This window comes from Stutzerimonas kunmingensis (genome assembly GCF_002929225.1).
Classification (GTDB): Bacteria; Pseudomonadota; Gammaproteobacteria; order Pseudomonadales; family Pseudomonadaceae; genus Stutzerimonas.
Genome location: NZ_PISM01000018.1, coordinates 241,828 through 266,126, shown reverse-complemented (window position 1 = coordinate 266,126; position 24,299 = coordinate 241,828). Strand labels below are relative to the sequence as shown.

General features: G+C 65.1%; 25 protein-coding genes and 1 riboswitch. Of the genes, 15 read left to right on the top strand and 10 right to left on the bottom strand.

Annotated elements, in window-relative coordinates:
* Positions 1-72 precede the first annotated feature (72 nt).
* Both yedE and yedF read left to right on the top strand, forming a co-directional pair.
* On the top strand, positions 73-1,299 hold the full coding sequence (gene yedE / locus CW305_RS11765) for a selenium metabolism membrane protein YedE/FdhT (protein ID WP_044314123.1): 1,227 nt from the start codon (positions 73-75) through the stop codon (positions 1,297-1,299).
* Positions 1,268-1,507, top strand: a complete 240-nt coding sequence (gene yedF / locus CW305_RS11760) for a sulfurtransferase-like selenium metabolism protein YedF (RefSeq protein ID WP_023444682.1) — start codon at positions 1,268-1,270, stop codon at positions 1,505-1,507. Before yedE ends, yedF begins: the two co-directional genes overlap by 32 nt.
* 31 nt (positions 1,508-1,538) lie before the next feature.
* On the opposite strand, the gene thpR is transcribed toward yedF, so the two are convergent.
* From thpR to CW305_RS11745, 3 genes are all read right to left on the bottom strand, one after another.
* Positions 1,539-2,057, bottom strand: coding sequence for an RNA 2',3'-cyclic phosphodiesterase (thpR, locus tag CW305_RS11755; protein WP_044314124.1), 519 nt, complete (start codon positions 2,055-2,057; stop codon positions 1,539-1,541).
* Between the two features lie 72 nt (positions 2,058-2,129).
* Positions 2,130-2,786, bottom strand: coding sequence for a class I SAM-dependent methyltransferase (locus CW305_RS11750; protein WP_104097994.1), 657 nt, complete (start codon positions 2,784-2,786; stop codon positions 2,130-2,132).
* Positions 2,783-3,208, bottom strand: coding sequence for a YbaY family lipoprotein (locus CW305_RS11745; RefSeq protein WP_041014982.1), 426 nt, complete (start codon positions 3,206-3,208; stop codon positions 2,783-2,785). Before CW305_RS11745 ends, CW305_RS11750 begins: the two co-directional genes overlap by 4 nt.
* A gap of 112 nt (positions 3,209-3,320) precedes the next feature.
* Here CW305_RS11745 and nrdR point away from each other — a divergent pair, with 112 nt between their 5' ends.
* From nrdR to CW305_RS11685, 12 genes are all read left to right on the top strand, one after another.
* Positions 3,321-3,788, top strand: a complete 468-nt coding sequence (nrdR, locus tag CW305_RS11740) for a transcriptional regulator NrdR (RefSeq protein ID WP_003281766.1) — start codon at positions 3,321-3,323, stop codon at positions 3,786-3,788.
* Positions 3,785-4,885 carry a bifunctional diaminohydroxyphosphoribosylaminopyrimidine deaminase/5-amino-6-(5-phosphoribosylamino)uracil reductase RibD gene (gene ribD / locus CW305_RS11735; protein ID WP_104097993.1) on the top strand — a complete coding sequence of 367 codons (1,101 nt, stop codon included), beginning with the start codon at positions 3,785-3,787 and terminating at the stop codon, positions 4,883-4,885. The genes nrdR and ribD overlap by 4 nt, the downstream gene beginning before the upstream one ends.
* Positions 4,886-5,407: 522 nt before the next feature.
* A complete protein-coding gene (locus CW305_RS11730; RefSeq protein ID WP_003281763.1) occupies positions 5,408-6,070 on the top strand; it encodes a riboflavin synthase in 663 nt (220 codons plus the stop codon).
* Between the two features lie 11 nt (positions 6,071-6,081).
* The gene (gene ribBA / locus CW305_RS11725) at positions 6,082-7,161 is read left to right on the top strand and encodes a bifunctional 3,4-dihydroxy-2-butanone-4-phosphate synthase/GTP cyclohydrolase II (protein WP_003281762.1); all 1,080 of its coding nucleotides are present in this window, start codon (positions 6,082-6,084) and stop codon (positions 7,159-7,161) included.
* 58 nt (positions 7,162-7,219) lie between these two features.
* Complete coding sequence (gene ribH, locus CW305_RS11720) at positions 7,220-7,696, top strand: 6,7-dimethyl-8-ribityllumazine synthase (protein WP_003289143.1); 477 nt, start codon at positions 7,220-7,222, stop codon at positions 7,694-7,696.
* Complete coding sequence (gene nusB, locus CW305_RS11715; protein ID WP_003281759.1) at positions 7,693-8,178, top strand: transcription antitermination factor NusB; 486 nt, start codon at positions 7,693-7,695, stop codon at positions 8,176-8,178. The genes ribH and nusB overlap by 4 nt, the downstream gene beginning before the upstream one ends.
* Before the next feature lie 12 nt (positions 8,179-8,190).
* Positions 8,191-9,153, top strand: coding sequence for a thiamine-phosphate kinase (thiL, locus tag CW305_RS11710; protein ID WP_003281757.1), 963 nt, complete (start codon positions 8,191-8,193; stop codon positions 9,151-9,153).
* A gap of 50 nt (positions 9,154-9,203) precedes the next feature.
* Positions 9,204-9,701, top strand: coding sequence for a phosphatidylglycerophosphatase A family protein (locus tag CW305_RS11705; protein WP_104097992.1), 498 nt, complete (start codon positions 9,204-9,206; stop codon positions 9,699-9,701).
* An 82-nt stretch (positions 9,702-9,783) separates the two neighbouring features.
* The gene (locus tag CW305_RS11700) at positions 9,784-10,431 is read left to right on the top strand and encodes a retropepsin-like aspartic protease family protein (RefSeq protein ID WP_104097991.1); all 648 of its coding nucleotides are present in this window, start codon (positions 9,784-9,786) and stop codon (positions 10,429-10,431) included.
* A 120-nt stretch (positions 10,432-10,551) separates the two neighbouring features.
* On the top strand, positions 10,552-11,169 hold the full coding sequence (gene ribA / locus CW305_RS11695; protein WP_041014975.1) for a GTP cyclohydrolase II: 618 nt from the start codon (positions 10,552-10,554) through the stop codon (positions 11,167-11,169).
* Entirely contained in the window at positions 11,166-11,573 is a 408-nt protein-coding gene (locus CW305_RS11690) for a hypothetical protein (RefSeq protein WP_014821564.1), read from the top strand. The genes ribA and CW305_RS11690 overlap by 4 nt, the downstream gene beginning before the upstream one ends.
* Complete coding sequence (locus CW305_RS11685; RefSeq protein ID WP_014821563.1) at positions 11,573-12,373, top strand: cobalamin-binding protein; 801 nt, start codon at positions 11,573-11,575, stop codon at positions 12,371-12,373. Before CW305_RS11690 ends, CW305_RS11685 begins: the two co-directional genes overlap by 1 nt.
* Positions 12,374-12,395: 22 nt before the next feature.
* On the opposite strand, the gene CW305_RS11680 is transcribed toward CW305_RS11685, so the two are convergent.
* The 4 genes from CW305_RS11680 to CW305_RS11660 form a co-directional block, all read right to left on the bottom strand.
* Entirely contained in the window at positions 12,396-14,261 is a 1,866-nt protein-coding gene (locus CW305_RS11680) for a TonB-dependent receptor domain-containing protein (protein WP_104097990.1), read from the bottom strand.
* A gap of 98 nt (positions 14,262-14,359) precedes the next feature.
* Positions 14,360-14,576, bottom strand: a riboswitch (cobalamin riboswitch).
* 243 nt (positions 14,577-14,819) lie between these two features.
* Positions 14,820-18,473, bottom strand: a complete 3,654-nt coding sequence (locus CW305_RS11675; protein ID WP_104097989.1) for an SbcC/MukB-like Walker B domain-containing protein — start codon at positions 18,471-18,473, stop codon at positions 14,820-14,822.
* Positions 18,470-19,705: an exonuclease SbcCD subunit D C-terminal domain-containing protein gene (locus CW305_RS11670; protein WP_104097988.1), complete on the bottom strand. Its 1,236-nt coding sequence runs from the start codon at positions 19,703-19,705 to the stop codon at positions 18,470-18,472. Before CW305_RS11670 ends, CW305_RS11675 begins: the two co-directional genes overlap by 4 nt.
* A gap of 892 nt (positions 19,706-20,597) precedes the next feature.
* Positions 20,598-21,470, bottom strand: a complete 873-nt coding sequence (locus CW305_RS11660; protein WP_104097986.1) for a helix-turn-helix transcriptional regulator — start codon at positions 21,468-21,470, stop codon at positions 20,598-20,600.
* Positions 21,471-21,795: 325 nt separating this feature from the next.
* On the opposite strand from CW305_RS11660, the gene CW305_RS11655 reads away from it, so the two are divergent.
* On the top strand, positions 21,796-22,011 hold the full coding sequence (locus tag CW305_RS11655) for a hypothetical protein (protein WP_003281738.1): 216 nt from the start codon (positions 21,796-21,798) through the stop codon (positions 22,009-22,011).
* Between the two features lie 3 nt (positions 22,012-22,014).
* On the opposite strand, the gene CW305_RS11650 is transcribed toward CW305_RS11655, so the two are convergent.
* From CW305_RS11650 to CW305_RS11640, 3 genes are read right to left on the bottom strand one after another with little or no spacing between them, the layout of a single operon-like run.
* The gene (locus CW305_RS11650) at positions 22,015-23,331 is read right to left on the bottom strand and encodes a sensor histidine kinase (RefSeq protein ID WP_104097985.1); all 1,317 of its coding nucleotides are present in this window, start codon (positions 23,329-23,331) and stop codon (positions 22,015-22,017) included.
* Positions 23,328-23,993, bottom strand: a complete 666-nt coding sequence (locus CW305_RS11645) for a response regulator transcription factor (RefSeq protein WP_014821557.1) — start codon at positions 23,991-23,993, stop codon at positions 23,328-23,330. The genes CW305_RS11650 and CW305_RS11645 overlap by 4 nt, the downstream gene beginning before the upstream one ends.
* A complete protein-coding gene (locus CW305_RS11640) occupies positions 23,993-24,298 on the bottom strand; it encodes a PepSY domain-containing protein (protein WP_003301964.1) in 306 nt (101 codons plus the stop codon). Before CW305_RS11640 ends, CW305_RS11645 begins: the two co-directional genes overlap by 1 nt.
* Between the last annotated feature and the right edge of the window lies 1 nt (position 24,299).

Genomic DNA, 24,299 nt, shown 5'->3' with positions numbered 1-24,299 from the left:
CGGCTCATCGTGGCGCAACCCTTTTCCTAGACCGGTGCGGCGTTTGCAGTCGCGCGTCATAAGGAGCTTCACATGTCCGTTCTCTCCGACTTCCGGGAGCGCTACCTCGTGCGCTTCTGGTCGCCGCTGCCCGCGCTTGTCGCGCTGGGCGTCGCTTCCGCTTACTACTTCGCCATAACTGGCACCTTCTGGGCCGTCACCGGCGAGTTCACTCGCTGGGGTGGGCACGTCATTTCCTGGTTCGGCTACGCACCCGAGGAGTGGAGTTACTTCAAGCTGATCGGCTTGTCCGGCACGCCGCTCGATCGCGTGGATGGCGTGATGATCATCGGCATGTTGCTTGGCGCACTGTGTGCGGCGCTGTGGGCAAACAACGTCAGCCTGCGCTGGCCGACCAGCAAGCGCCGCCTGTTGCAGGGGCTGATCGGCGGGGTGGTCGCCGGCTTCGGCGCGCGCCTGGCGATGGGTTGCAACCTGGCGGCTTTCTTCACCGGCATTCCGATGTTCTCGCTGCACGCCTGGGCTTTCATGTTGGCTACCGTGGGTGGTGCCTGGATCGGCGTGAAGATCTGCCTGTTGCCCTGGTTGCGCACGCCGCTGAAGGTCGGCAGCCAGGCCAGTACGCTGTTCGGCGATGCGGAAGGCACGCGGCGGCGGGCCACGGTGCAGGCCCGGATCGGCACGGCGGTCGCGGTGCTTGCGGTCGCCTTCGCTGCCTGGCGTTTCGATGCCTCGCTGGTGCTGGGCATGGCGGTGCTGTTCGGACTCCTGTTCGGCGGGCTGATCGAGCGCGCACAGATCTGCTTTACCAGTGCCGCGCGCGATCTCTGGACCACCGGCCGAACCCGCGCTGCCTACGGCATCCTGCTGGGCATGGCTGTGGCCTGCGTCGGTACTTTCGGTGCCATCGCGCTAGGGGCAAGCCCGAAGATTTTCTGGATGGGGCCGAACGCAATCATCGGTGGCGTGCTGTTTGGTATCGGTATCGTCGTTGCCGGCGGCTGCGAAACCGGCTGGATGTATCGCGCCATGGAAGGGCAGGTGCATTTCTGGGTGGTCGGCGTCGGTAACGTTATCGGCGGTACTCTGGTGGCGGTCTACTGGGACGAACTCGGCACCTCGCTGGCACTGCCCTATCCGAAGATCAATCTGCTGGAGAGCTTTGGCCCGGCCAGTGGCTTGCTGCTGACCTTCGCCGGCCTGGCCGTCGCCATGTTACTGGTGCACCTCAATGCACGTCGTTTCCAATCGAAAAGGAGCCCTGCCCGTGAGCCAGGCCAAACCGAATCTCTCGCTTGATCTGCGTGGCGAGCATTGCCCGTACAACGCCATCGCTACGCTGGAAACCCTGGAAACCATGCAGCCGGGGCAGCTGCTCGAGGTGGTAACCGATTGTTCGCAGTCGGTGCATGGCATCCCCGAGGACGCCAAGGCCAAGGGCTACAACTGCCTGGCAGTGGAACAGCACGGCCCGCTGTTTCGTTTTCTGATCGAAGTGCCGCGTTGAGAGACTGCGCCATGGCGGCTTTGAAGGGGTGTTATGGCAGAAGTGGCCAGCTGCCCAGCTCGTCGTAGCGCACGCCGTCCGCCGTATTGACTGAACGGTAGAGCACGAAGCGATCGACATGCCAGGTGAGGTCCGGCGCCGGTTGCTGCGCTCGGCTCCGGGCCTGGCGGCTCAGCGTCAGGTGCGGCAGGAATGGCCGGCAGTCGAGCACGACGCCAAGCGCTGCCAGTCGTTCGCTCAGTGCTTCGACCAGCTGCAGCAGTGCGGGTGGTGTGCTGGCGGGCTGCAGGCAGATGAAACCTTTGCCGATGGTGGTCAGGCGGTCGAGGGTCAGGCTGAAAGCTTCGGCGTGCACGGTTGCAGCCATCTGCAGCAGGGCGTCGAGGTGTTCTCTCGGTTGTGCGCCAAGAAAGGCCAGGGTCAGGTGCAGGTTGTCCTGCGGCACTATTCTGCCGTCGAGGGCCTGGTCTTCACGCCAAGCGCAGATGGCTGCCGCCTGCTCGGGCGGGCAGGGCAGGGCGAAGAACAGGCGCAGGGTGTCGTCGATCATGGCGGGTCCCTAGTCGCAGCGGCACAGATTGGTGGAAAACGCTTCGCGGTTTTTCACCCTGGCTCAGACTCTTCAGCTCCTTGCTGCGTGATAGAGGCTCACGTGCCTGAACTCCGCAGGCTCTGCCAGATCCGGCCAGGTGCAGGCATCCAGCACGTCCAGGCGCCGATACAGCGGATGAGCGAAGTCGCGCACCCGTGAGTCAGCCACCAGCGCTTCCCGGCCTCGGCTGAGGAAGTGATCCAGCAGCGGCAGATTGGCGCGGTCGTAGAGCACATCGGCGACGATGATCAGATCAAAGCGATCCGCCTCGCCGAAGAAGTCCTGCGAATAGCGTAGCTCGACCTCGTTCAGCGCGGCGTTGGCCTGGCAGGCGGCGAGCGCCAGCGGATCGAGATCACAGGCCACCACTTCGACCGCGCCGGCCTTGGCGGCGGCGATGGCGGCGACGCCCGAGCCCGCGCCGAAATCCAGCACGCGCTTGCCGCGCACCCATTCCGGCCGTTCGGCCAGCCAGCGCGCCAGCACCAGGCCGCTGGCCCAGCAAAAGCTCCAGTACGGCGGCGCTTCGAGTATCCGCCGGGTTTCCTCGGGGCTGAAGGCGCGATCCATGTTGGCGGCGTCGATCAGCCAGAGTCGCAGATCGGTGCCCGGCAGCGGCTCGGCAACCAGGCGTGCGTCGCCCAGCAGCTCGTTCAGTGCCGCCTGTAAGGACGCCGGTGCCGTCACGGCGCAGGAACCAGCTGCAGCGGGCCGAGCGCCTGGCTGGCGGGGCTGGCAATGCTGCGCGATGGCAGGCGCATGATCAGCTGTCCCGCTCGCGTGACACGGCCGCGCAGCTCCACGCGCTGGCCTGGACGGAAAGTGTCCGGGTTGAACTGCAGGATGAATGGCAATTCGCTGCCGCGGCCCTTGAGCTGCACGTTGCTCAGCAGGCGGTCTGGCTGGTCGCGGCGATCGACTTCCAGTAAGGCGAGTTCGACGTCGCTGCCAGCCGGCGCGCCGATCAGGCTGCCGCTCAGTTCGTTGAGCAATTTGGAGTGCGGGGCGGTGCTCAGCTCGACCGGCGCGGTCGGCGGCTCGCTGGGTTGGCTGCTGCAGCCGGCGAGCAAGGCCAGGAAGGCAGGGAGAACGAAAAAACGTGGCGGCACGGACAGCCTCCTGAACGACAATTGCGGGTTGTATAGCAGCAAAGCCGTCGCCTTGTCTTGCGGGTCGGATGCGCTACCATGGCCGTCCCGACGTACGACCGATTTCAGCCCCATGCATTGTCCCTTCTGTGCCGCCAACGATACCAAGGTCATCGATTCCCGCCTGGTTGCCGAAGGCGATCAGGTGCGCCGCCGCCGCGAGTGTCTGGCCTGTGGCGAGCGTTTCACCACCTTCGAAACCGCCGAGCTGGTGATGCCGCGCCTGATCAAGTCCGATGGCAGCCGACAGCCGTTCGACGAGCAGAAACTGCGCGCCGGCATGCAGCGTGCGCTGGAAAAGCGTCCGGTCAGCGTCGAGCGCCTGGAAGCTGCGATCGCCCATATCAAGCATCAGCTGCGCGCCACCGGCGAGCGTGAGATCAAGTCGCGCGTGCTCGGCGAGCTGGTGATGGCCGAGCTGCAGAAGCTCGACGAGGTCGCCTATATCCGCTTCGCCTCGGTCTACCGCCGCTTCCAGGACCTCAACGAGTTCCGCGAGGAAATCGAGCGGCTGTCCCGCGAGCCCGCGAAGCCCGAATGACTACCGATCACGCCTGGATGGCCCGGGCGCTGCAGTTGGCGTGCAGGGGGCTGTATTCGACCCACCCGAACCCGCGGGTCGGCTGCGTGATCGTCGCTGATGGTGAGTTGGTCGGTGAAGGCTGGCACGTTCGTGCCGGCGAGCCGCATGCCGAAGTCCATGCGCTGCGCCAGGCGGGTGAGCGCGCCCGCGGTGCCACCGCCTACGTCACCCTCGAACCCTGCAGCCATTACGGGCGTACACCGCCCTGTGCCGAAGCGCTGGTCAAGGCCGGCGTCGGGCGCGTAGTAGCGGCCATGCAGGACCCCAATCCGCAGGTCGCCGGGAACGGTCTGGCGCTGCTGCGCAGCGCCGGTATCGAAGTCGCCAGCGGCGTGCTGGAAGGCGAGGCGCGGGAACTCAATGCGGGCTTTATCAAGCGCATGGAAAGCGGCCTGCCGTTCGTTCGCGCCAAGCTGGCGATGAGCCTGGACGGGCGCACCGCGATGGCCAGCGGCGAGAGTCAGTGGATCACCGGGCCGGCGGCACGCGCCGAGGTGCAGCGCCTGCGCGCTCGCTCCAGCGTCGTGCTGACCGGCGCCGATACGGTGCTGATGGACGCCGCGCGGCTGACCGTGCGTGGCGATGAACTGGGGCTGGACGCGGAAACGACGGCGCTGGCGCTGCTGCGCCAGCCGCTGCGGGTGCTGGTCGATGGTCGGCTGCGCGTGCCGCTGGATGCGCCGTTCTTTCAGGCTGGTCCAGCGCTGGTCGTCACGGCGGTCGCTGGTTGCGAGGAGACCTATCGTCGCGCCGGCCATGAGGCGCTGGTGCTGGGACAGGAGCGGGTCGACCTGACCGCGCTGCTGCGCGAGCTGGCTGCCCGTGGTGCCAACGAGGTGCTGGTCGAGGCCGGCCCGCGGCTGGTCGGTGCGTTCGCCAGTCTCGGCTTGATCGACGAATACCAGGTGTTCATGGCCGCCAAGTTTCTCGGCTCCACGGCGCGCCCGCTGCTGGAGCTGCCTCTGGAACGCATGAACGAGGCGCGCGAGCTGAAGATTGGCGACATCCGTGCGGTGGGTGATGACTGGAAGATCGTGGCGCGCCCGGCCAACTGATCGGCAACGCATGCCGGCAGCGTCTGCCGATAGCCTTCGTATTGCACCCTCATAGCTGCTATCTGGCGATATCGGGCTGCCCCGCGCCGCTATTTGTGTTAAAAACGCTGCCGGGCCGCAAGCGGCCCAACGTTCTCAGGGCGGGGTGCGATTCCCCACCGGCGGTAATGGCGCAGTTACAAGGATGAAAGCGTAGCGAGCGCTGAGCAGGCAAGGCGTGATTCGACGAGAAGGCGGAGTTTACCCTGGTAAATGAGTACTTCGAGGAGGACCACAACGCAGCATGCTCTGCGCGCAGTAGCTTTCAATCGCGTCTAGCCCGCGAGCGCTTGCCTAGGCAAGGTCAGCAGACCCGGTGTGATTCCGGGGCCGACGGTATAGTCCGGATGAGAGAGAGCGGGATATCCCGATGGACGCCGTCCGTGCGCCCGTCATGCATCCCTATCGATCCGTAGCGCCCTGTTTTTCAAAAACAGGAGTTCGTCGTATGCAACGTTTTACCCGCCTTCCACGGGAGGCCACATGTTCACCGGAATAATCGAAGCCATCGGCACCATTCGTGCGCTCACGCCCAAGGGCGGCGACGTCCGCGTGCTGGTCGAAACCGGCAAGCTGGATCTGGGCGACGTAAAGCTGGGCGACAGCATCGCGGTCAACGGCGTCTGCCTGACGGCGGTCGAGCTGCCGGGCAACGGCTTCTGGGCCGACGTCAGTCGCGAAACCCTCGCACGCACCGCCTTCATCGACCTCAAGGCCGGCAGCCGGGTCAACCTGGAAAAGGCCCTGACCCCTACCAGCCGCCTCGGCGGCCATCTGGTCAGCGGCCACGTCGATGGCGTTGGCGAGGTCGTCTCTCGGGAAGATAACGCCCGCGCCGTGCAGTTCCGCATCCGTGCCCCGCGCGAGCTGGCCAAGTACATCGCGCTGAAGGGCTCAATCACCGTCGACGGCACCAGCCTCACGGTCAACGCGGTCAATGGCGCCGAATTCGAGCTGACCATCGTGCCGCACACCCTCGGCGAAACCATCATGGCCGACTACCGCCCCGGGCGGCAGGTGAACCTGGAAGTCGACCTGCTGGCGCGTTACCTGGAGCGCCTGATGATGGGCGACAAGGCCGCCGAACCCAAGGCCTCGGGGCTCACCGAAGGTTTTCTCGCCGAGCACGGCTACCTGAAGAATTGAGGAGACGCCCCATGGCGCTCAATACCGCTGAAGAACTGATCGAAGACATCCGCGCCGGCAAGATGGTCATCCTCATGGATGACGAGGATCGCGAGAACGAGGGCGACATCATCGTCGCTTCCGAATGCGTCACCGCCGAGCACATCAACTTCATGGCGCGCTTCGCCCGCGGCCTGATCTGCATGCCGATGACCCGCGAGCGCTGCGAACTGCTCAAGCTGCCGCTGATGGCGCCGCGCAACGGCTCGGGCTTCGGCACCAAGTTCACCGTCTCCATCGAGGCCGCCGAAGGGGTGACCACCGGCATCTCCGCTGCCGACCGTGCGCGTACCGTGCAGGCTGCTGTGGCGCGCAATGCCGTGGCCGAGGACATCGTCAGCCCCGGTCATATCTTCCCGTTGATGGCCCAGCCCGGCGGCGTGCTGGCGCGTGCCGGCCATACCGAAGCGGCCTGCGACCTGGCGCGCATGGGTGGTTTCGAGCCGAGCGGGGTGATCTGCGAGATCATGAATGACGACGGCACCATGGCGCGCCGTCCTGAGCTGGAAGCCTTCGCCGAGCAGCACGGTTTGAAGATCGGTACCATCGCCGACCTGATCCACTACCGCATGATCCACGAGCGTACCGTCGAGCGGGTTTCCGAACAGCCGCTGGAAACCGAGCTGGGCCAGTTCAACCTGGTCACCTACCGCGACGGCGTCGAGGACACCGTGCACATGGCGCTGACCCGCGGCGAAATCTCCCCGGAGGAGCCGACGCTGGTCCGCGTGCACAACATGGAGCCGCTGCGTGATCTGTTGCTGGTCACCGTGCCGGGCCGCTGGAGCCTGCGCGCGGCGATGAGCGAGGTTGCCAAGGCCGGCAAGGGCGTCGTGCTGCTGCTCGGCAACCCGCTGACCGGCCCGCAGCTGCTGGCGCAGCTGACCCGTCAGCAGCCGCCGACCCCGGCTACCTACAGCACCGTCGGCGCCGGTTCGCAGATCCTGCGTGACTTGGGCGTTCGCAAGATGCGCCTGATGAGCGCGCCAATGAAGTTCAACGCGATATCCGGCTTTGATCTGGAAGTTGTAGAATACCTCCCGGCCGAATAATCAGAGGCGCCGCGCAGTCCGCGGCGCCTTCGTTCTTTAAAGAGATGAGAAAGCACCCATGCCCCTGAAGACCATCGAAGGAACCTTCATCGCCCCGCAGGGCAAATACGCCCTGGTCGTAGGCCGCTTCAACAGCTTCGTCGTCGAGAGCCTGGTCAGCGGCGCGGTCGACGCGCTGGTTCGCCACGGCGTCAGCGAGAACGACATCACCATCATCCGCGCACCGGGTGCCTTCGAGATTCCGCTGGTCGCGCAGAAGGTCGCCCAGCAGGGTGAATACGACGCCATCGTCGCCCTCGGCGCGGTCATTCGTGGCGGTACGCCGCACTTCGAATACGTTGCCGGTGAGTGCACCAAGGGCCTGGCCCAGGTCTCCATGGAGTTCGGTGTGCCGGTCGCCTTTGGCGTGCTGACCGTCGATTCCATCGAACAGGCCATCGAACGCTCCGGCACCAAGGCCGGCAACAAGGGCGCCGAAGCCGCACTCTCCGCACTGGAAATGGTGAGCCTGCTGTCGCAGCTGGAGGCGAAGTGAGCCTGAATCACGACGACAGCCAGGACGCTCCGCAACCTAAGGCCAAGGGCAAGATCGCCACGCGTCGGGTTGCCCGCAGTCTGGCGATGCAGGCGCTGTACCAGTGGCACATGGCCGGTCAGAGCCTCAACGAAATCGAGGCGCAGTTTCGCGTCGACAACGATTTCTCCGGCGTTGACGGCAGCTACTTTCATGAGTTGCTGACCGGTGTCGCACGCAGCAAGAGCGAAGTCGACGGTGCCATCGCGCCGAATCTCGACCGTCCGCTGGACGAGCTCGATCCGGTTGAGCTGGCAATTCTGCGGCTGTCCACCTATGAGCTGATGCAGCGCATCGACGTGCCTTACCGCGTGGTCATCAACGAAGGCATCGAGCTGGCCAAGGTCTATGGCGCCACCGACGGACACAAGTTCGTCAACGGCGTGCTGGACAAGCTGGCCCCCACGCTGCGCAGCGCCGAAGTGCGCAACCACAAGCGCTGAGGGCGGCTCGCCTTGCTGGGTGAGTTCGAGCTGATTCGTCACTACTTCGCCGCCGCCGCTTGTGCCAGGGCCGGCGGCGAAGTCGTTCTCGGCATTGGCGATGACTGTGCCCTGCTACAGCTCCCGGCCGGCGAACAGCTGGCGGTTTCCACCGATACCCTGGTCGCCGGGGTGCATTTCCCTGACTCCTGCGATCCCTTCCTGCTCGGCCAGCGCGCGTTGGCCGTGGCCGCCAGTGACCTTGCCGCCATGGGCGCCACGCCCATCGGCTTCACCCTTGCCCTGACTCTGCCTGCTGGAGATCCACTCTGGCTGGCGGAGCTTGCCCGTGGTCTGGACGCCATGGCGCTCGACTGCAGCCTGCGTCTGATTGGCGGCGACACCACCCGAGGCCCGCTGAGCCTGACCGTCACGGTGTTCGGTCGCGTCCCGGCAGGGCAGGCGCTGGTTCGGTCCGGCGCGCAGGTCGGCGATCTGCTCTGCGTTGGCGGCGCGTTGGGCGAGGCGGCCGGCGCGTTGCCGCTGGTGTTGCGGCAGGCCGAAGCCGATGCGGATGTCGCCGAACACCTGCTGGCGCGTTACTGGTCGCCGCAACCGCAGCTGGCCCTGGGCGAGGTGCTACGAGGCAAGGCCACGTCGGCGCTGGATATCTCCGACGGTCTGCTGGCCGATTGCGGGCATATCGCCAAGGCTTCGGGCGTCGCGCTGCAGATCGAGTGTGATCGCCTGCCGCTATCCGAACCTTTGCGGCGTTTTGCTGGTGAGGCGGAAGCGTTGCGCTGTGCGCTGGCCGGTGGCGACGACTACCTGCTGGCGTTCACCCTGCCGCCCGCTGAGCTATCTGCGTTGCTCGATTCCGGTTGGCCTGTGCATGTCATCGGCCGGGTGTTGGCAGGTGAGGGTGTGCAGCTGATCGATGCGGCGGGCAACGAACTGCCCGTGTCCGAACGTGGCTACAACCATTTCAATGCGTAAGCGCCGCTGCGGAGCAGCCGCTTGCCTCCGATCCGATAAGGAACGCTGTTTTGACTGACTCCTCGCCGGTCGCGGCCAAGCCGCAAAACCTGGTCTGGTCCAACCCCTGGCACAACCTGGCGTTCGGCTTCGGCTCCGGGCTGATGCCCAAGGCACCGGGAACCTGGGGTTCGCTGGTAGCACTGCCGTTCGTGCCGCTGTGGCAACTGCTGCCAGGCTGGGGTTATCTGCTGATGCTCGGCCTGACCATGCTGTTCGGCGTCTGGCTGTGCGGTAAGGTGGCGCGCGAACTCGGTGTGCATGACCACGAAGGCATCGTCTGGGATGAGTTCGTCGGCATCTGGATCACCTTCTGGCTGGTGCCGGAAGGCTGGTATTGGATGCTGCTCGGTTTTGTCATCTTCCGCGTAATGGACATCGCCAAGCCCTGGCCGATCAGCTGGGTCGATCGGCATATCCACGGCGGTTTCGGGATCATGCTCGATGACATCCTTGCAGGCGTCGCGGCCTGGGCGGTCATGCAGGGGCTGGTGGCGCTATTGGTTTGATTGTGCGTCCGGTCGCTGCAGGCGGCTGGCCATTGAAGGATGATCGGCGTCCGGCCCGGGCCTGGTTTCGAGGGAAATTGCCATGCGTAGCATCCACATTCTGTTGGCCAGCCTTCTGCTGTCGCCCGCTCTGGCGCAGGCCGCATCCATGGTGCAGGTGGTCGGGCTGTTTCCGGGAGCGGCGGTGGTCAATGTCGACGGCCAGCGCAAGCTGGTCAAGGTCGGGCAGACTGGCCCAGGCGGCGTTCAGGTAGTCAGTGCCGATGCCAGCGGCGCGGTGCTGCGGGTCGATGGCGTCGAACGTCACTACAACCTGAGCCGCGAATACAGCGGCGCCTACGCCACACCAAGCAAGACCCAACTGAGCGTAGCCAAGGGCACCGGCGGCCATTACTGGATCGCCGGCACTATCAATGGCCAGCCGATCCAGTTTCTCGTCGATACCGGCGCTACCTCGGTGGCGATCAACGAGCATCAGGCCCGCCGCTTGGGTATCGACTATCGGGTCAACGGACGGCCGATGGTGGTGAACACCGCCAGCGGCACGGCGAAGGCCTGGCGGGTGCACCTCAACAGCGTCAAAGTTGGGGCAATCGAGGTTATTGGGGTGGAGGCGGTTGTCGTCGAAGGTGGCTCGCCCACTGAGGCCCTGCTTGGCATGAGCTTCCTCGGTCGCGTCAGCTGGCGCGAGGAGCAGGGTATGCTCGTGCTGGAGTCGAAGACCTCCTAGCACCTGCGCATCCGCTCTCTGGGTGGCACGATTGGCGCTTTCGTCGGCAAACTCTCCGGCCTGACTCGCCTTTTGTTGGTGTTACAATATTCGCTTTTCTGCCTCCTGGGATTTCCGCCCGTGTCTGTCGTGTTCGTCGCCGCTTCCCAACTGCCGACGCCGTTCGGTGTGTTCACCATGCATGGTTTTCTCGACCAGGACACTGGCAAGGAACATGTCGCGCTGACGCTCGGCGACGTGGCCGACGGTAAGCCGGTGCTGGGTCGTCTGCACTCCGAGTGCCTGACCGGCGATGCGTTGTTCAGCCTGCGCTGTGACTGCGGCTTCCAGCTCGAAGCGGCACTGCGCGCGATTGCCGACGAGGGCCGCGGCGTGCTGCTCTATCTGCGCCAGGAAGGCCGTGGTATCGGCCTGCTGAACAAGATTCGCGCTTACGAACTGCAGGACGCCGGCGCCGACACCGTCGAAGCCAACGAGCGTCTGGGGTTCGCCCCGGACATGCGCGACTACGGCATCTGCCTGCCGATGCTCGAGCACCTGGGCATCGCCGAGATCAAGCTGATGACCAACAACCCACGCAAGGTCAAGGCGCTGCAGGGCTTCGGCATTCGCGTCGCCGAACGCAAGCCATTGCAGATCGCGCATAACCCGTACAACCGCAACTACCTCGCCACCAAGGCCGGCAAGCTCGGCCACATGCTCGGCGAGATTCACCAAGGCGAAGCCGAGCAGTCGTGACGCGCGCCGCCGCCCTTCGCCAGCTCGCACGTGACGGCTGGCTGCATACGCTGTTGATGGTGCTGCCGGTGCTGGTGCTTGGGCGCACATCGGTGGTGTTTGCCGACTGGGGGCTGCCACTCTTCGCTGCAGGCCTCGTGTCGCTGTTCTTCAGCCTGCGGGCCTTCACCCGCTTCAAACATGCACTGATCGCCACCGAACAGGCGCTGAACGGGCCGGCGGAGGACGACGCCTGGAACGATCTGCGTCGCGTGCGCCGTCACGACCTACTGATCGCCTCATTACCGGCCTGGTTCGGTGCTACGGGTGCGCTGTTCGGCATGGAGCCGGTTGCCCGCCTGCTGCTGGTGTTCGGTAGCCTGGTGTTGCTGGTGCTCTACCGCATTCCGCGGCAATTGCATTGATGCGGCGTCTGCTGCTTGCCGCGCTGGTTTCCCTGGCGTCATTGCCTGCGTTGGCTGCCGAGCGAGTAGTGAGCCTGGCGCCATCGCTTAGCGAGATCATGCTCGAACTCGATGCTGCCGACCGGCTGGTTGGCGTCCTGGATGGTGGCGAGCGCCCAGCGGCGCTGCAGTCGGTGCCTTCGGTTGGACGCTATGGCCAGGTGGAGATGGAAACCCTGCTCAGCTTGCGCCCTGATCTCGTGCTGCTCTGGCCGGACAGTGTGCCGCGCAGTCAGCGTGAGCAGTTGCAGCAGTTCGGTATTCCCGTTTTGGTTGTCGAGCAGACCCGTCTCGAAGGGCTGGCCGAGCAGTTCGTTGTAGTGGGTAATGCCGTCGGGCGCGCCGAACAAGGCGAACGACTGGCCGGGCGCTTTCGTGCAGGCCTCGCCGAATTACGCAGCAAATACACGCGCGCTGAGCCGCTGCGGGTGTTCTATCAGATCTGGAATCGCCCGCTGTATACCCTAGGCGGCCAGCAGATCATCAGCGAAGCGATCGAGGTGTGTGGTGGGCAAAACGTTTTCGCCGATCTGACCCTGGCGGCGCCCCAGGTCAGCATCGAAGCCGTGCTCGCCCGCGATCCTGAAGTCATTCTGGCCGGTAGCGGTGCGCAGTTGGATGAGTGGCAGGCCTGGCCGCAGCTCAGTGCCGTGCGCAGCGGTCGACTGCTTGAAGTGCCCGACAAGGGGCTGGAGCGGCCGAGCTTCCAGATGCTGGGGGCGATCCGGAAGCTCTGCGAGGTAATGGCGGCAGCGCCCTGAGCGGGCGCGCTGGTAAACGTGATTAAAGCGAGGGAGTCCAGGTAACGGCGAACAGTGCGGTGCGGCCCTGCTCCTTGTATCCGTAGGCGCTGTCCATGTTGGCGAATTCGCGCTGGTACAGCGCCAGGTGATAGTCCTTGTCCAGCACGTTGTCCAATTTGGCTTCCCAGCGAAGCTCGGGTGTCGCCTGCCAGCTCGTGCGAAGGTTCAGCACGGCATACCCAGGGATTGTGGTGCGCTCAGACTCGTAGTTTGCATTGAACGCGCTGTCATCGAAGCGCTGGCTGAAGGCCTGCCAGGACGCGCCGACGCCGAATGCACCGAGTTGGCGATCCACGTCCAGGCTCAGCGAGCGCTTGGCGCGACGTTGTAGTACCCGTCCGCTGTCCCGATCGCGCGGATCAATAATGCTCACGCCGAGGCTCGCTTGCCACCCCAGCAGTTCGCGCGCCGCACTGGCTTCGAAACCGTTGATCCGTGCCTGGCTGACGTTTTCCATCCGGGTTCCACCCCAGGCGATCATGTCTTCGACATCGGTACGATAAAGCGCGGCTTCCAGCTGGGTCTCGTCGAATTCGGCGCGCCATTGTAACTCATAGGTCTTCGAGGTCTCCGGCTTGAGGTCCGGATTCGGTCCCCATAACGGCGGTCCGTAAAGATCGGAGAATGTTGGAGCGCGGAAGCCTTCGCCATAGCTCAGAATCCAGCGCTGCGACTCACCCACTGGCAGGCTGACAGCGGCATTCCAGCTGTTGTGGCTGCCGAACTGCTGGTTGTCATCGTGGCGTAGCCCGAGCTCGGTGCCAAAGCGCTCGCCTTGAAAGCTGTGCTGGGCAAAGAAAGCCGAATTGTCGCGGCTGTCTTCCTGAAAAATCGTCGCGGAATCGAGTTGGTCTTCATACCAGTCGCCGCCGACGCTCAGTTGGTGGCGCTCGCTCAATTGCAGCCGATTTATCCAGGCCGCCGAATGACGCGTGGTTTCCAACAGGGTGTTGTTCCAAGCGCTGCCGGCGCCGACGGCGTGATTACGATCGAAGCTGCGACCCAGTTCCAGACGGCTATTCCACATGTCGGTCAACTGACCGTCCAGGTAGCCGCTGTAACTGCTGACCCGAAACTCGTCCTGCGGCGTTCCGGGTTCGAAATCATTGGCGTCGTCATACTCGTTCTTGCCGCGCTGGTCGTTGAGACTCAAGCCCGCTTTCCAGTTTGCATCGAACTGGTGATCCAGCTTCAGGTGCAGCGCCTTGTTGCGCTGGCCATCGTTGTCCCGATCGGCGCCGCGGTTGTCGCGGGTGATATCGAAGCCGTCGCGCTCGTCGAGGCTGGCGCCAAGATGGACGCGGGTCTGCTCCGTTCCGGCTGCGAGGCTCAGGCTGCGCTGGAAGGTCTGGTCGCTGCCGGCGGCCAAGCGGACTTCCGGGTTTATTCCGGTTTTGCCGCCACGGGTAAAGATCTGGATGACGCCACCAATGGCATCTGCACCGTAAAGCGAGGAGCGCGGGCCACGGATCACTTCGACACGCTCGATGTTGTCGATAGCCAGGTAGTCGAGGCGGGCGAAACCGCTGGTGGCCGAGGCAATGCGTTGGCCGTCGACCAGCACCAGTGTTTGCGCGGTGCCGGTGCCGCGCAGCGACAGCGACGCCACACCGCCAGGGCTGCTCACCTGTACGCCTGGCACACGCCGCAGCAGCTCGGGCACGCTGCGGGCTTGTAGCCGTTCGATATCCGCGCGAGTGAATACGGTATTGGCTGCCGTCGCCTGGGCGCGGGGTTCAGCCTGGCGGGCGGAGGTAATGAGCATGCTTGGCAGCTCCTGCTCAGCAGCAAACACCTGCACGCCAGGCAGCAGCGCCACGGCCAGGGCAAGTCGGGACAGTTTCATTCTTGGAATTCCTCAAAAGATCGCAGACTTTTGAGGAGGGCAGGAACAAGCGCGGGGGATGACGGGCAGCAGCGCTTGACGGTGCTGCCCTCCGCAACACCAGTCGAATCCGTCAGGCCGGTCTCCGGGCTTTCGACACGCATCACGCTCACCTTCCCATGTCGGAACACAGTGGCTGTGGAGCGGACGGCGATCCCTGAGGATCGCGGTCGATTACCGTTGCGGGGGCAGCGCCGGCCTTGCTCATCGAGCGCACCGGCTTCCCGTTTAATGCGGACCTTGCGGTCGTGCACACCTGGGCGGATAAGAAAACGCGCGAACCTTACGGCTGGTGCTGGGGAAACACAAGCGGACGAATGGCCGCAAGGACAGTGGTTTCCAAGCAAAGCCGCGCCCCAGGGCCGCTCGAGCGTTGCTCGAAAAACATCCAGCCGCGATGGTGCGCAATGTTCAGCGATCGGCGCTGACTTGCGGGCGCCTACATTGGGCTCGAAGCCGCCGAGGTCGTGCCGACCGTCGCCAAGCGACGGCGGCATGTCTGCGCGACAGCGCCGAGCTTTATGAAAGCCCCCCGACAATCTGTAGATCACTCTGCCCATTGCCCTGCCGGCGCACCTGGATCTGCACTGGAATGCGCTCGTGCATTTCCGCCACATGGGAGATCACCGCCACCTTGCGGCCCTGGGCCTGCAGCGAATCCAGCGCGTCCATGGCGATCTGCAGCGACTCGGGGTCGAGGCTGCCGAAGCCTTCGTCGATAAACAGCGACTCGATCCTGAGCTTGCTCGAGGCCATCGAGGCCAGGCCCAGCGCCAGGGCCAGCGAAACGAGGAAGGTCTCGCCGCCGGACAGCGAATGCACCGAGCGCAGCTCGTCACCCATTTCGGTATCCATCACCAACAACCCCAGCGGGCTGCCGCCGCGCTTGAGCCGATAGCGCCGGGCCAGTTGGCGCAGCTGCACATTGGCGTGCTGCACCAGCAGGTCGAGGTTGTAGGCCTGGGCGATCTTGCGGAAGGCGCCGCCGTCGCTGGAGCCGATCAAGGCGGCGATGCGCCCCCAGCGCTGATGCTCGGCCCGTGCGGCGTCGATCTGCGCGAGCAACGCCTGGCTCTGGCTGCGGCGCTTGTCGTCGTCGATCAGCTGGGCGCGGGTTTCCGCGCAGTGCTGGTCGGCCTGCTCGCATTGCTGCAGTTGCTCGGCATGGCGCTGCTGCAGCCGTTCGATGTCCGGCGTTTCGGCCTGCTGCAGTTTGTGCGTGTTCAGGCGACTGAGGCAGCCGTCCAGACGCTCGCGACAGCGGGTCAGGGTTTCGGCGTTCTGTTGCAGGCGCTGGCGCGCCTCGGCAATCAGCTGGTCATCCATGTGCAGCAGCTGGGCGAGGGTGGTGTCGTCCAGCTGCGGGTGGCTGGTGCGCCAGGTGGCCAGTTCCGCATTCAGCGCGTCGCGTTCCTGTTCCAGTTCGGCTTGGCGCTGGCGACAGTTCTGCTGCTCGCTGTGCAGCCGCGTCAGGCCAATCTTGCTCTCGTTGAGCTGCCGATCAATCTCGGCCTGGGTTTGCCGCGCAGCCTGGATGGTCGCGTCCAGCTGCTGTTGCCAGGCGCTGGCGCTGGTCTGTTCGCCAAGGCTGGTACGCAGCGCCTGCTGGCAGGCCAGCAGCAGTTTCTCGCGCTCGCTCAGTCGTACGCTGCAGCCTGCCTGTTTCTCCTGGCGATGGCGCTGCTGCAGCTGCTCGTCGCTGCGGCGCTGCTCGCACTGGCGCAGCTCCTCGGCCAGCTCGCTCTGCTGTTGCAGCTGTTGCAGCCGCGTGGCGATGCTGGCGTCCAGCTGCATAAAGGTCTGCGCGGGGTTTTCGCGCCAGCGTTGCAGCTGGTCGGCGGGCAACAGCTCGGCAAACGCCTGCAGTTCCTCATCAAGCTGTTGGCTGTCGTGGGCCAGGGCATCGCGCTGGCGGGCGAGTTGCTGGGTCGTCTCGACACAGGCTTCGCGCGCGGCCTGCCAGGCCTGCTGCAGGGTTTCGCTGCGCTGTTGCAGGGCGAGTAACTGCTGCTGACGCTGGCTGGTGTTGGCGATCTGGTCTTTGAGTGTCGTCAGCTGCGCTTCCAGCCATTGCGAACGCTCGGCTTCCGGCTGCTCAAGCAATCGCGAGTGTGCGGGCAGGGCGAGCAGGCGCGGTGCCAGGGCCTGCAGCTGCGCCTCGACTTCGCCCTGGCGTTGTTGCGTCTGGCGCAACTGCGTGCTGAGCGCAACATGGCGATCGCGCAGTTCCTGCAGACGCTGGTCCTGTTCCTGCAGCGACTGGCGAGCGCGCTCGGCCTCGCTGTCGTCGTGTCGGTCGAGGCTGGCGACCAGCGCATCGGTCTGCTGCCAGGGATGCTCGTCGCTGCCGCAGACCGGGCAGGGCTCGCCGGGGACGAGCGCCGCACGCAGCGCTTCGACATTCTCGCTGCGTGCCAGGCGTTGGCGTTCGAGCAGGGCGAGGGTGACCTTGAGCGCCTGCTCGGCAGCATCACGGTCACTGCGAAGCTGTTTGCCCTGCGGTACCAGGCTGTCCAGCTCGGCCTGCTGGCGGATGTGGGCGTCGCTCAGTTCGCGCTGGCTGGCGGTGAGCGTGAGCTGCTGCGCCCAGAGTTCGCGCAGGGCCTCGGTTTCGCGCTCGGCCTGGCGCCATTCGTCGAGCTGTCGATGCAGACCGGCCAGCTGTTCGGCCAGCCCTAGTTCGCTGTCGCGCTCGCGTTGCAGATTGTCCAGCGCCTCGCGCGCCTGGCTTTGCCGGGTTTCGGCAGCCTTGGCCTGCGCTTCCAGTGCCGGGAGTTCGCCTTGACCTTGCTGCAGCCGTGCCGCCAGCTGGACGGCCTGTTGCAGACGCGGACGGTAACCGCCCCAGGCTGCACAGAGCGGTTGCAGCGCTGCGCTCGTCTCGAGTTGCTGCGTCAGCGCTGCTAGCTGTTCGGCGGCGCGCTGTTGCTGCTCGGCGAGCTGCTTGAGCGTTGCCTCGCCGGTGCTCGCCGCAGCATCGGCCTGGACGCTTTCTTCGCGGATCGAGGCGAGGTCGGCGTTCAGATGCTGTAGGCGTTCTTCTTCACGGCGCGCCTGGACGAGCCGCGGCTCGGCGTCCTGGCGCGCCTGTTCGGCCGCACGCAGGTCGTTGCCGGCCGCTTCGCACTCGCTCTGCAAGGTGTCGAGACGTTGCTGCAGGCTTTGTGCCTCGTGCTGCAGGCGAGCGAGGCTGTCGGCGGCCTTGCCCAGCAGCGGTTCGAGTTCCTGCTGGCGCAGAAAGCGGTGGCGCTGCGGTGCGAGCCGTTCGAACAGGTCGAGAATACGGCGGGCCTCGGTCAGGCTCTCGCGCTCGTCTTCGGCGTCCTGCAGCTGCTGGCGCGCTGCTTCGCGCTCGTTTTCCAGGCGCTGCAGTTCGCTGAGCCATTGCCGCTGGGCTTCCAGCTCCTTGAGCTGCTGTTGCAGCTTTCTCAATTCTTCGAGCTGGGCCTGATGTTCGCGCTCCAGTACTTCACGCTGCTCGGGCTCCATTGGTTGCAGGCCGCCGGCCTGCTGTTCCAAGCGAGTCAGGCTCTCCTTCGCCTGCTTGGCGGCCTCGAACGAGGCCTGGCCGAGGCGACTGTAGAGGCCGGTATCGGTGAGCTTTTCCAGCAGGGTGCCACGCTCGTTGTCGTCGGCCTTGAGGAAGGCGGAAAACTCGCTCTGCGCCAGCAGCACGGCGCGGGTGAACTGGGCCAGGGTCAGCCCCAGGCGCGCTTCCAGCAGTTCCTTGAACTCGCGCTTTTTACCGCTGGCCAGGAGCGTGCCGCTGTCGAGATCGGTGAGGCTCTGGCTGCTGGCCTGCAGTTTGCCGTCGATCTTCTCTTTGGCACGCCTGACCTCCCAGCGCGCGCGGTAGCGGTGGCCGTCGACGCCGACGAAATCCACCTCGGCGTAACCTGCGCCACAGCCTCGGCGCAGCAGGTTGCGCTCATCGCCGCCGCCGATTTCGGCCTCCACGTCGGGGACCTTGTTCAGCGGCGAAACGCTGTCGAGCCGCGGCGTGCTGCCAAATAGCGCCAGGCACAGGGCGTCGAGGATGGTGCTCTTGCCCGCACCTGTAGGCCCGGTGATGGCGAACAGGCCAGCGCTGGCCAGGGGTTCGGCGGTGAAATCGATGATCTGTTCGCCGGCCAAGGAGGCCAGGTTCTTCAGACGGATGGCGAGGATTTTCATCGCTCAATCTCCTCATGGGCGAACTCGACTCGTTGCAGCAAAGTGGCGAAATCGTCCAGCGCCTGCTCGTCCGCCGGGTTGCCGTACTGTTCTTCCCAGGCGCGGGCGAACAGCTCCTGCGGGGTGATCTGGTCGAGGCCGAGCAGCACTTCCGATTCCGTCTCGCCGCGCTTGCCGGCGTATTCACTGGCGATGCGCACCAGTCGGCAGGCCTTGCCGGTTATCGCGGTTTCGATGCGCTGGCGCAGGTCCGGCAGCGGCTCGTCGAGCAGCACGCGTACCTCCAGCCAGGGCAGGTTGTCGTCGAACAGACCGGTGGGCGGCAGCGCTTCCAGCGCGGTAATGATTTCGGCCAGGGGCGCGCGGCCGATGCGGATCATCTCCACCGCGCGCGGCACCGGCAGGCTTTCGACCTGCGCCAGCTGCTCGCCGTCGAGTTCGACCAGCAGCACCTGATGCGGGTAGTTGACCTCGGCGAACGACAGCGGCAGCGGCGAGCCGCTGTAGCGGATGCGCGCCTGCCCGGCGACCTGCTGCGGCTTGTGCAGATGGCCGAGGGCGACGTAGGCGACGGACTCGGGGAACAGACTGGCCGGCAGCGCTTCGGCGCTGCCGATAACGATATTGCGCTCGGACTCCTCCGACACCGCGCCGCCGGCCATGTGTGCGTGGCTCATGGCGACCAGCGCCTGGCCGGGCTGGCGTGCGGATTCGGCGGCAGCGATCAGCCGCTCGTGGACCTGACGGATGCCGGCCATGTAGTCGTCGCCCAGCGTCATTCCGGTGACTTCGGCCGGACGCAGGAAGGGCAGGGTGAGACACCAGGCGGCGGTGTTGCCATTGGCGTTATGCAGCGGTACGAGCAGACGCTGGTGATCCAGCTGGCCCTCGGCGACCCAGCTGATGCGTCCCACGGCATGGGCGTTGAGGCGCCTCATTAGCGGTGCTGGCAGCTCGATGCGCCCGCCCGAATCGTGGTTGCCGGCGATCATCACGATGTCCAGCTGCGGGAGCTTTTCGTGGGCGCGGACGATGAAGTCGTAGAGGCGCTCCTGGGCCTTGAGTGGCGGATTGACCGTGTCGAACACGTCGCCGGCGATCAGCAGGGCGTCGGCGCGGTGGGCGACCAGCTGGTCGAGCAGCCAGGCGAGGAATTGTGCGTGTTCGTAGTCGCGGTCCTGGCCGTGGAGGGTCTGGCCGAGGTGCCAGTCGGAGGTGTGGATCAGGCGCATGGGCTCAGGCTCATTGTGTGCGGACGCAGCGGCAAAGCGCTGGCTTGGAATGTGTGACGGGTGGTTGCGTCGGATGTAAGGCTTGTGGGAGCAGTCTTGACCGCGAAGCTGGTTGGTTTTTGAGTTTTTAGGTGGCTGCCGCTCTTCGTGCCGGTATGAGGCGCCGGTTTCGCCCTGCTGGGCGACTCACTTTTTTCAGTCGCGAAAAAAGTAAGCAAAAACGCTTGCCCCTGCATCCGGGTCTCGCTGCGCGAGACTTCCCTCATTTCATCCACGTTCCGGGGGCCGGCGTACAAGGGCCATCCATGGCCCTTTACGCCTCTCGCGGCATCCATGCCGCTCACTCCCCTCCAGGCGGATTCCATTCGGCCTCCTGAAAGGGGCGTTTGGTGTTGCCTGAAAGCTTGTGCAAATGGCAATGGGCGGGGGGCGTTGTAATTGGCCACATCTACACTCTGCTTGGTTGATCCGCGTGGCAATACACAGGGCGTAGGGACCATCATTGGTTCTGCACGCGATAAACGGCACAGACTTTCGCCTCTACTATCTCTCGGAAACTCACAGGCGACTCGGACCCAAGTCCCCGTCAGGAGGCCGAACGTAGTCGCTGTGGAAGGGGTTGAGCGGCATGGATGCCGCGAGAGCTGCGCAGGGCCATGGATGGCCCTCCGCAGCGTGCCCCTGGAATGGCGATGGAGTGAGGGTACCCTTCGCGCAGCGAAGGGCCGGATGCCGGGGTGGCCTTCTTTTTGGTTACTTTTTCTTGGCCAGACAAGAAAAAGTGACGCGCCGTGAGAGGCGCAACCCGGATTCCAGGCCCAGGAAAGCGCGGCGCTCACATACTGAATTCCGTGCCGACGCCCTTCGCGGCCAAGACCGGGCCCACAAGCCCTCACGAGTACAACCACCCCTTCAACGCCTGCAGATTCCCCACCTGCAGCTGCTGCGCCGCCGCATTGGCCTGAACGGTATTCGGATCGATGCCGAAGCGCTGCAGCACGTACTGCACCAGTGCGCCACGGGTCTCCACCGGCAGTTGGCCCTCGACCATGCCGAAGTCCACCTCGATGATCGCCTTCTGCGCAGGGCTCAATCGCGCGTCCGGCTCGATCAGCACGGTCACCGGCGTGTTCCATGCCTCGTCCTGTTCGCGGGTGTGTTCACTGGTGTCCATCAGGTCCGGCTCGCCACGGAAGCGGCTGAGCACGAAATCGCGGTATTCGCGGTTCTTCTCGCAGTAGGCGCGCACATGCCAGCGCATGCCGGTGAACACCAGCGTGTGCGGCGCCATCACACGGATTTCCACCTCGGGATTGGCCAGCGAGACATACTCGCTCTCCAGCCGCAGCCCCTCGCGACAGGCCTGCAGGATCGGCCGCAGCACCTCGGGTCGGATACTGCGGTCCGGCACCTGCAGCACTTCGGTATGCGCGTAGGCCAGCGCCAGGCCCTCGATATGCGGGGCGCGGACACGGTTCTGGTCGAGCAAATGCAGATAGGCGCTGGCGCTGCCGTCGATGAACAGCGGCTGGAAGCCTTTGGTCGGCTTGTAGCCCTTCAGATGGCGGTCATATGTCAGGTTTTTGGGCGCATGTTCGTTCAGGTAGGTGTTGATGTCTTTCGATGCCTGCTGGCGGCTGATGCCGAAACTCTGCATCAGGTGGCCCGTGGTCAGGCGGCCTTCCCACCAGGCGATGGTCTCGATCAGCCGGTAGCGCAGCGCCAGGTCCCAGCGAATCTGACTGATCGATTGCTTGCGTTTCATCGCCTCTGCACCTGTTCCAAAGATTTACATGCCTATGTCGAGCAGGTCGACGTGTCGCGCAACGCTACATATATTCGGGGTATGTTTCAACTCGATCCGGTGGATGAGGAGACCCTGACATGAGCCTGATGATCAATGCGTTGGTGATGTCCTGCATGGCGTTCGTTGTGATGCTGTTTCTGGCCTGGCTGGCCTATGGCAGCGGCAATCGGAAGGGGTGATGAGCGTTACAGTTCTATGAAGATCAGTGGATTCCCGATGGACGGCATGAATCTCCGAGCGACGAACAGGGTCTTTGTCTCAGGCTCATTGCTAGAGATGCTTCATGAAGACTCTTTCCCGCTACCTGGCCGAAACCTTCACCTCGCAGTACCGCACGCGCGTCGAGCCGCAAGCGGACGGTCGCCTGCTGGTGCATGTCGGCTACCCGATCAATGGCACCCACGCCACGCGCATCATGGCCGGGCACCAGGTGCAGAACACCCTGCTGGTCGAAACCATACTCGAAGACATGCGTAACGAACTGGCTCGTCCGCAATGATGCTCAGCGCGTCGCCGGCAGTGCGATGCGCACCCGCAAACCGCCCAGCGGGCTTTCTTCAAGACTCCACTCGCCACGCCAGGCCGTCAGGATATCGCTGACGATTCCCAGCCCCAGACCGTGACCTTCCGCCGACTCGTCCAGCCGTACGCCACGGTTGATGACCTGCTCGCGCTGTGCCGCCGGAATCCCCGGTCCGTCGTCGTCCACCAGCAGGACGAAGCCATCGCCGTTGCGCTCGATGCTCAGCTCGACGCGGCTACGGGCCCACTTGCAGGCGTTATCCAGCAGATTGCCCAGCAGCTCGAGCATGTCCTCGCGATCACGCGGCAGGCGGCAGCCGGCGGGCGCCTGCCAGCGCAGGTCGAGGCCGCTGCGGTGGATCATCGCCAGCGTATCGAGCAGTGCCGGCAGTTCCGCGTCGCAGTCGAAATGCGCACCGGGCAGCACGTCCACCGATAGCCGCGCCCGGCCCAGTTCGCGGCTGACCCGTTGCTGGATCTGCTCCAGCTGCTCCTGCAGGCTGGCCTGCAGTTCGGGGTGGGCGGTGAGTTCTTCGCGTTGCACCAGGCTGCCGAGCACTGCCAGTGGCGTCTTCAGCGCGTGACCGAGGTTGCCCAGGGCGTGTCGCGAGCGCTGCAAGGTGTCCTCGGTGTGGCTGAGCAGGTGGTTGATCTGCTCGACCAGCGGTTGCAGCTCGACGGGCGCCTGCTGGTCCAGCTGCTGGCGCTGGCCCTGCTGCAGCTGGGCGATCTGCTGCCGCGCGCGCTCCAGTGGGCGCAGTGCCAGCCCCATGGCGTAGCGCTGCAACAGCAGCAGGGCGAACAGGGCGAAACCGACCAGGCCGAGGCCGCTCAGCCGCACGCGGGCAAAACTTTCGAGGACCGGCGTGTAGTCCTGCGCCACGCTGATGATGATCGGCTGGCCGTCGCGGCGGTACTCGGCGCGATAACCCAGCAGTCGCTGTTCCTGCGGGCCGTCGAGCAGTTCGTCCGCCAGGCCGGCGCGTTCCGGCCATTCTGGCGAGGCGTCCCACAGCGAGCGGGAGCGCCAGGTGCGCTCGGGCAGTTCGATCTTGAAATAGTGGCCGGAGAACGGCCGTTGATAGCGCGGGTTGAGGCGCTGCACGTCCAGCTGATCGCCGTTCGGCCCCTTCACGAGGGCAATCAGCAGGCCCTCGGTTTCCTCGCGCAGATCGGTTTCCAGACTGCGCCTGAGGCCTGACTCGAAGAGCCACAGGCTGGTCTGCACCAGCACCAGCGCGACCAGTAGCAGGGTGGCGATCAGCGCCAGGCTGAGGCTGCGCTGGATGGACTTCACGGCTGGCCGCCGAAGCGATAGCCCTGGCCGCGGCGCGTTTCGATCAGCTCGCGGCCGAGCTTGCCGCGCAGCCGGTTGATATGCACCTCGATGACGTTTGAATCGCGCTCGGTTTCACCGTCGTACAGGTGTTCGGTCAGCTGGGTTTTCGACAGCAGCTGCCCCGGATGCAGCATGAAATAGCGCAGCAGGCGGAATTCACCGGCGGTGAGTTCGATGTCCTGGCCGTCCTTGCGGCAGCACTGGCGCGACTCGTCCAGCTCCAGGCCGCCGGCCTGCAACATGGGCTGGTTGGCCAGGCCGTGGGCACGGCGCAGCAGCGCCTGGATGCGCAGCAGCAGTTCTTCGGGATGAAAGGGCTTGGTCAGGTAGTCGTCGGCGCCGGCCTTGAGACCGTCGATGCGCTCGGCCCAGGAGCCGCGCGCGGTAAGGATCAGCACCGGTGTGGTGAGGCCGCCGGCACGCCAGTCGCGCAGCACCTCCAGCCCCGGTTTGCCAGGCAAGCCGAGGTCGAGAATGATCAGGTCATAGGGCTCGCTGGCGCCCTGGTATCCGGCGTCGCGGCCATCGGCCAGCCAGTCGATGGCATAACCGTTGCGGCTGAGGCTGGCGACCAGTTCATCGGCCAGCGGAACGTTGTCTTCGACCAGTAGCAGGCGCATCAGTCTTCTTCATCCTTGAGCAGGCGCCCGTCGCGGGCATCCAGTTCGAGCTCGCGGGCAACGCCGTCGGTGGTGAGCAATTCGATCTCGTAAACGTAGATGCCATCTTCCTCCTCCAGCTCCGCTTCCAGCAGGCTGGCCCCCGGATAGCGCTCCATGGCGCGCTGGAGCAGAGCTTCCAGCGGCATGATCAGACCCTCGCGGCGCAGCCGCAGGGCCTCATCCTGGTCCAGGTCGCGGCTCGCCGCCGGAGTGGCAGCGAGCAGCAGGGTCAGTGGAACGGTTACGAAAAGGGGGGCACGCATG

Coding starts and splice junctions, on each gene's coding strand:
- yedE (WP_044314123.1), top strand. CDS start 73: ATGTCCGTTCTCTCCGACTTCCGGGAGCGCTACCTCGTGCGCTTCTGG.
- thpR (WP_044314124.1), bottom strand. CDS start 2,057: ATGATCGACGACACCCTGCGCCTGTTCTTCGCCCTGCCCTGCCCGCCC.
- nrdR (WP_003281766.1), top strand. CDS start 3,321: ATGCATTGTCCCTTCTGTGCCGCCAACGATACCAAGGTCATCGATTCC.
- ribD (WP_104097993.1), top strand. CDS start 3,785: ATGACTACCGATCACGCCTGGATGGCCCGGGCGCTGCAGTTGGCGTGC.
- CW305_RS11730 (WP_003281763.1), top strand. CDS start 5,408: ATGTTCACCGGAATAATCGAAGCCATCGGCACCATTCGTGCGCTCACG.
- ribBA (WP_003281762.1), top strand. CDS start 6,082: ATGGCGCTCAATACCGCTGAAGAACTGATCGAAGACATCCGCGCCGGC.
- ribH (WP_003289143.1), top strand. CDS start 7,220: ATGCCCCTGAAGACCATCGAAGGAACCTTCATCGCCCCGCAGGGCAAA.
- CW305_RS11700 (WP_104097991.1), top strand. CDS start 9,784: ATGCGTAGCATCCACATTCTGTTGGCCAGCCTTCTGCTGTCGCCCGCT.
- CW305_RS11685 (WP_014821563.1), top strand. CDS start 11,573: ATGCGGCGTCTGCTGCTTGCCGCGCTGGTTTCCCTGGCGTCATTGCCT.
- CW305_RS11680 (WP_104097990.1), bottom strand. CDS start 14,261: ATGAAACTGTCCCGACTTGCCCTGGCCGTGGCGCTGCTGCCTGGCGTG.
- CW305_RS11675 (WP_104097989.1), bottom strand. CDS start 18,473: ATGAAAATCCTCGCCATCCGTCTGAAGAACCTGGCCTCCTTGGCCGGC.
- CW305_RS11670 (WP_104097988.1), bottom strand. CDS start 19,705: ATGCGCCTGATCCACACCTCCGACTGGCACCTCGGCCAGACCCTCCAC.
- CW305_RS11660 (WP_104097986.1), bottom strand. CDS start 21,470: ATGAAACGCAAGCAATCGATCAGTCAGATTCGCTGGGACCTGGCGCTG.
- CW305_RS11655 (WP_003281738.1), top strand. CDS start 21,796: ATGAAGACTCTTTCCCGCTACCTGGCCGAAACCTTCACCTCGCAGTAC.
- CW305_RS11645 (WP_014821557.1), bottom strand. CDS start 23,993: ATGCGCCTGCTACTGGTCGAAGACAACGTTCCGCTGGCCGATGAACTG.
- CW305_RS11640 (WP_003301964.1), bottom strand. CDS start 24,298: ATGCGTGCCCCCCTTTTCGTAACCGTTCCACTGACCCTGCTGCTCGCT.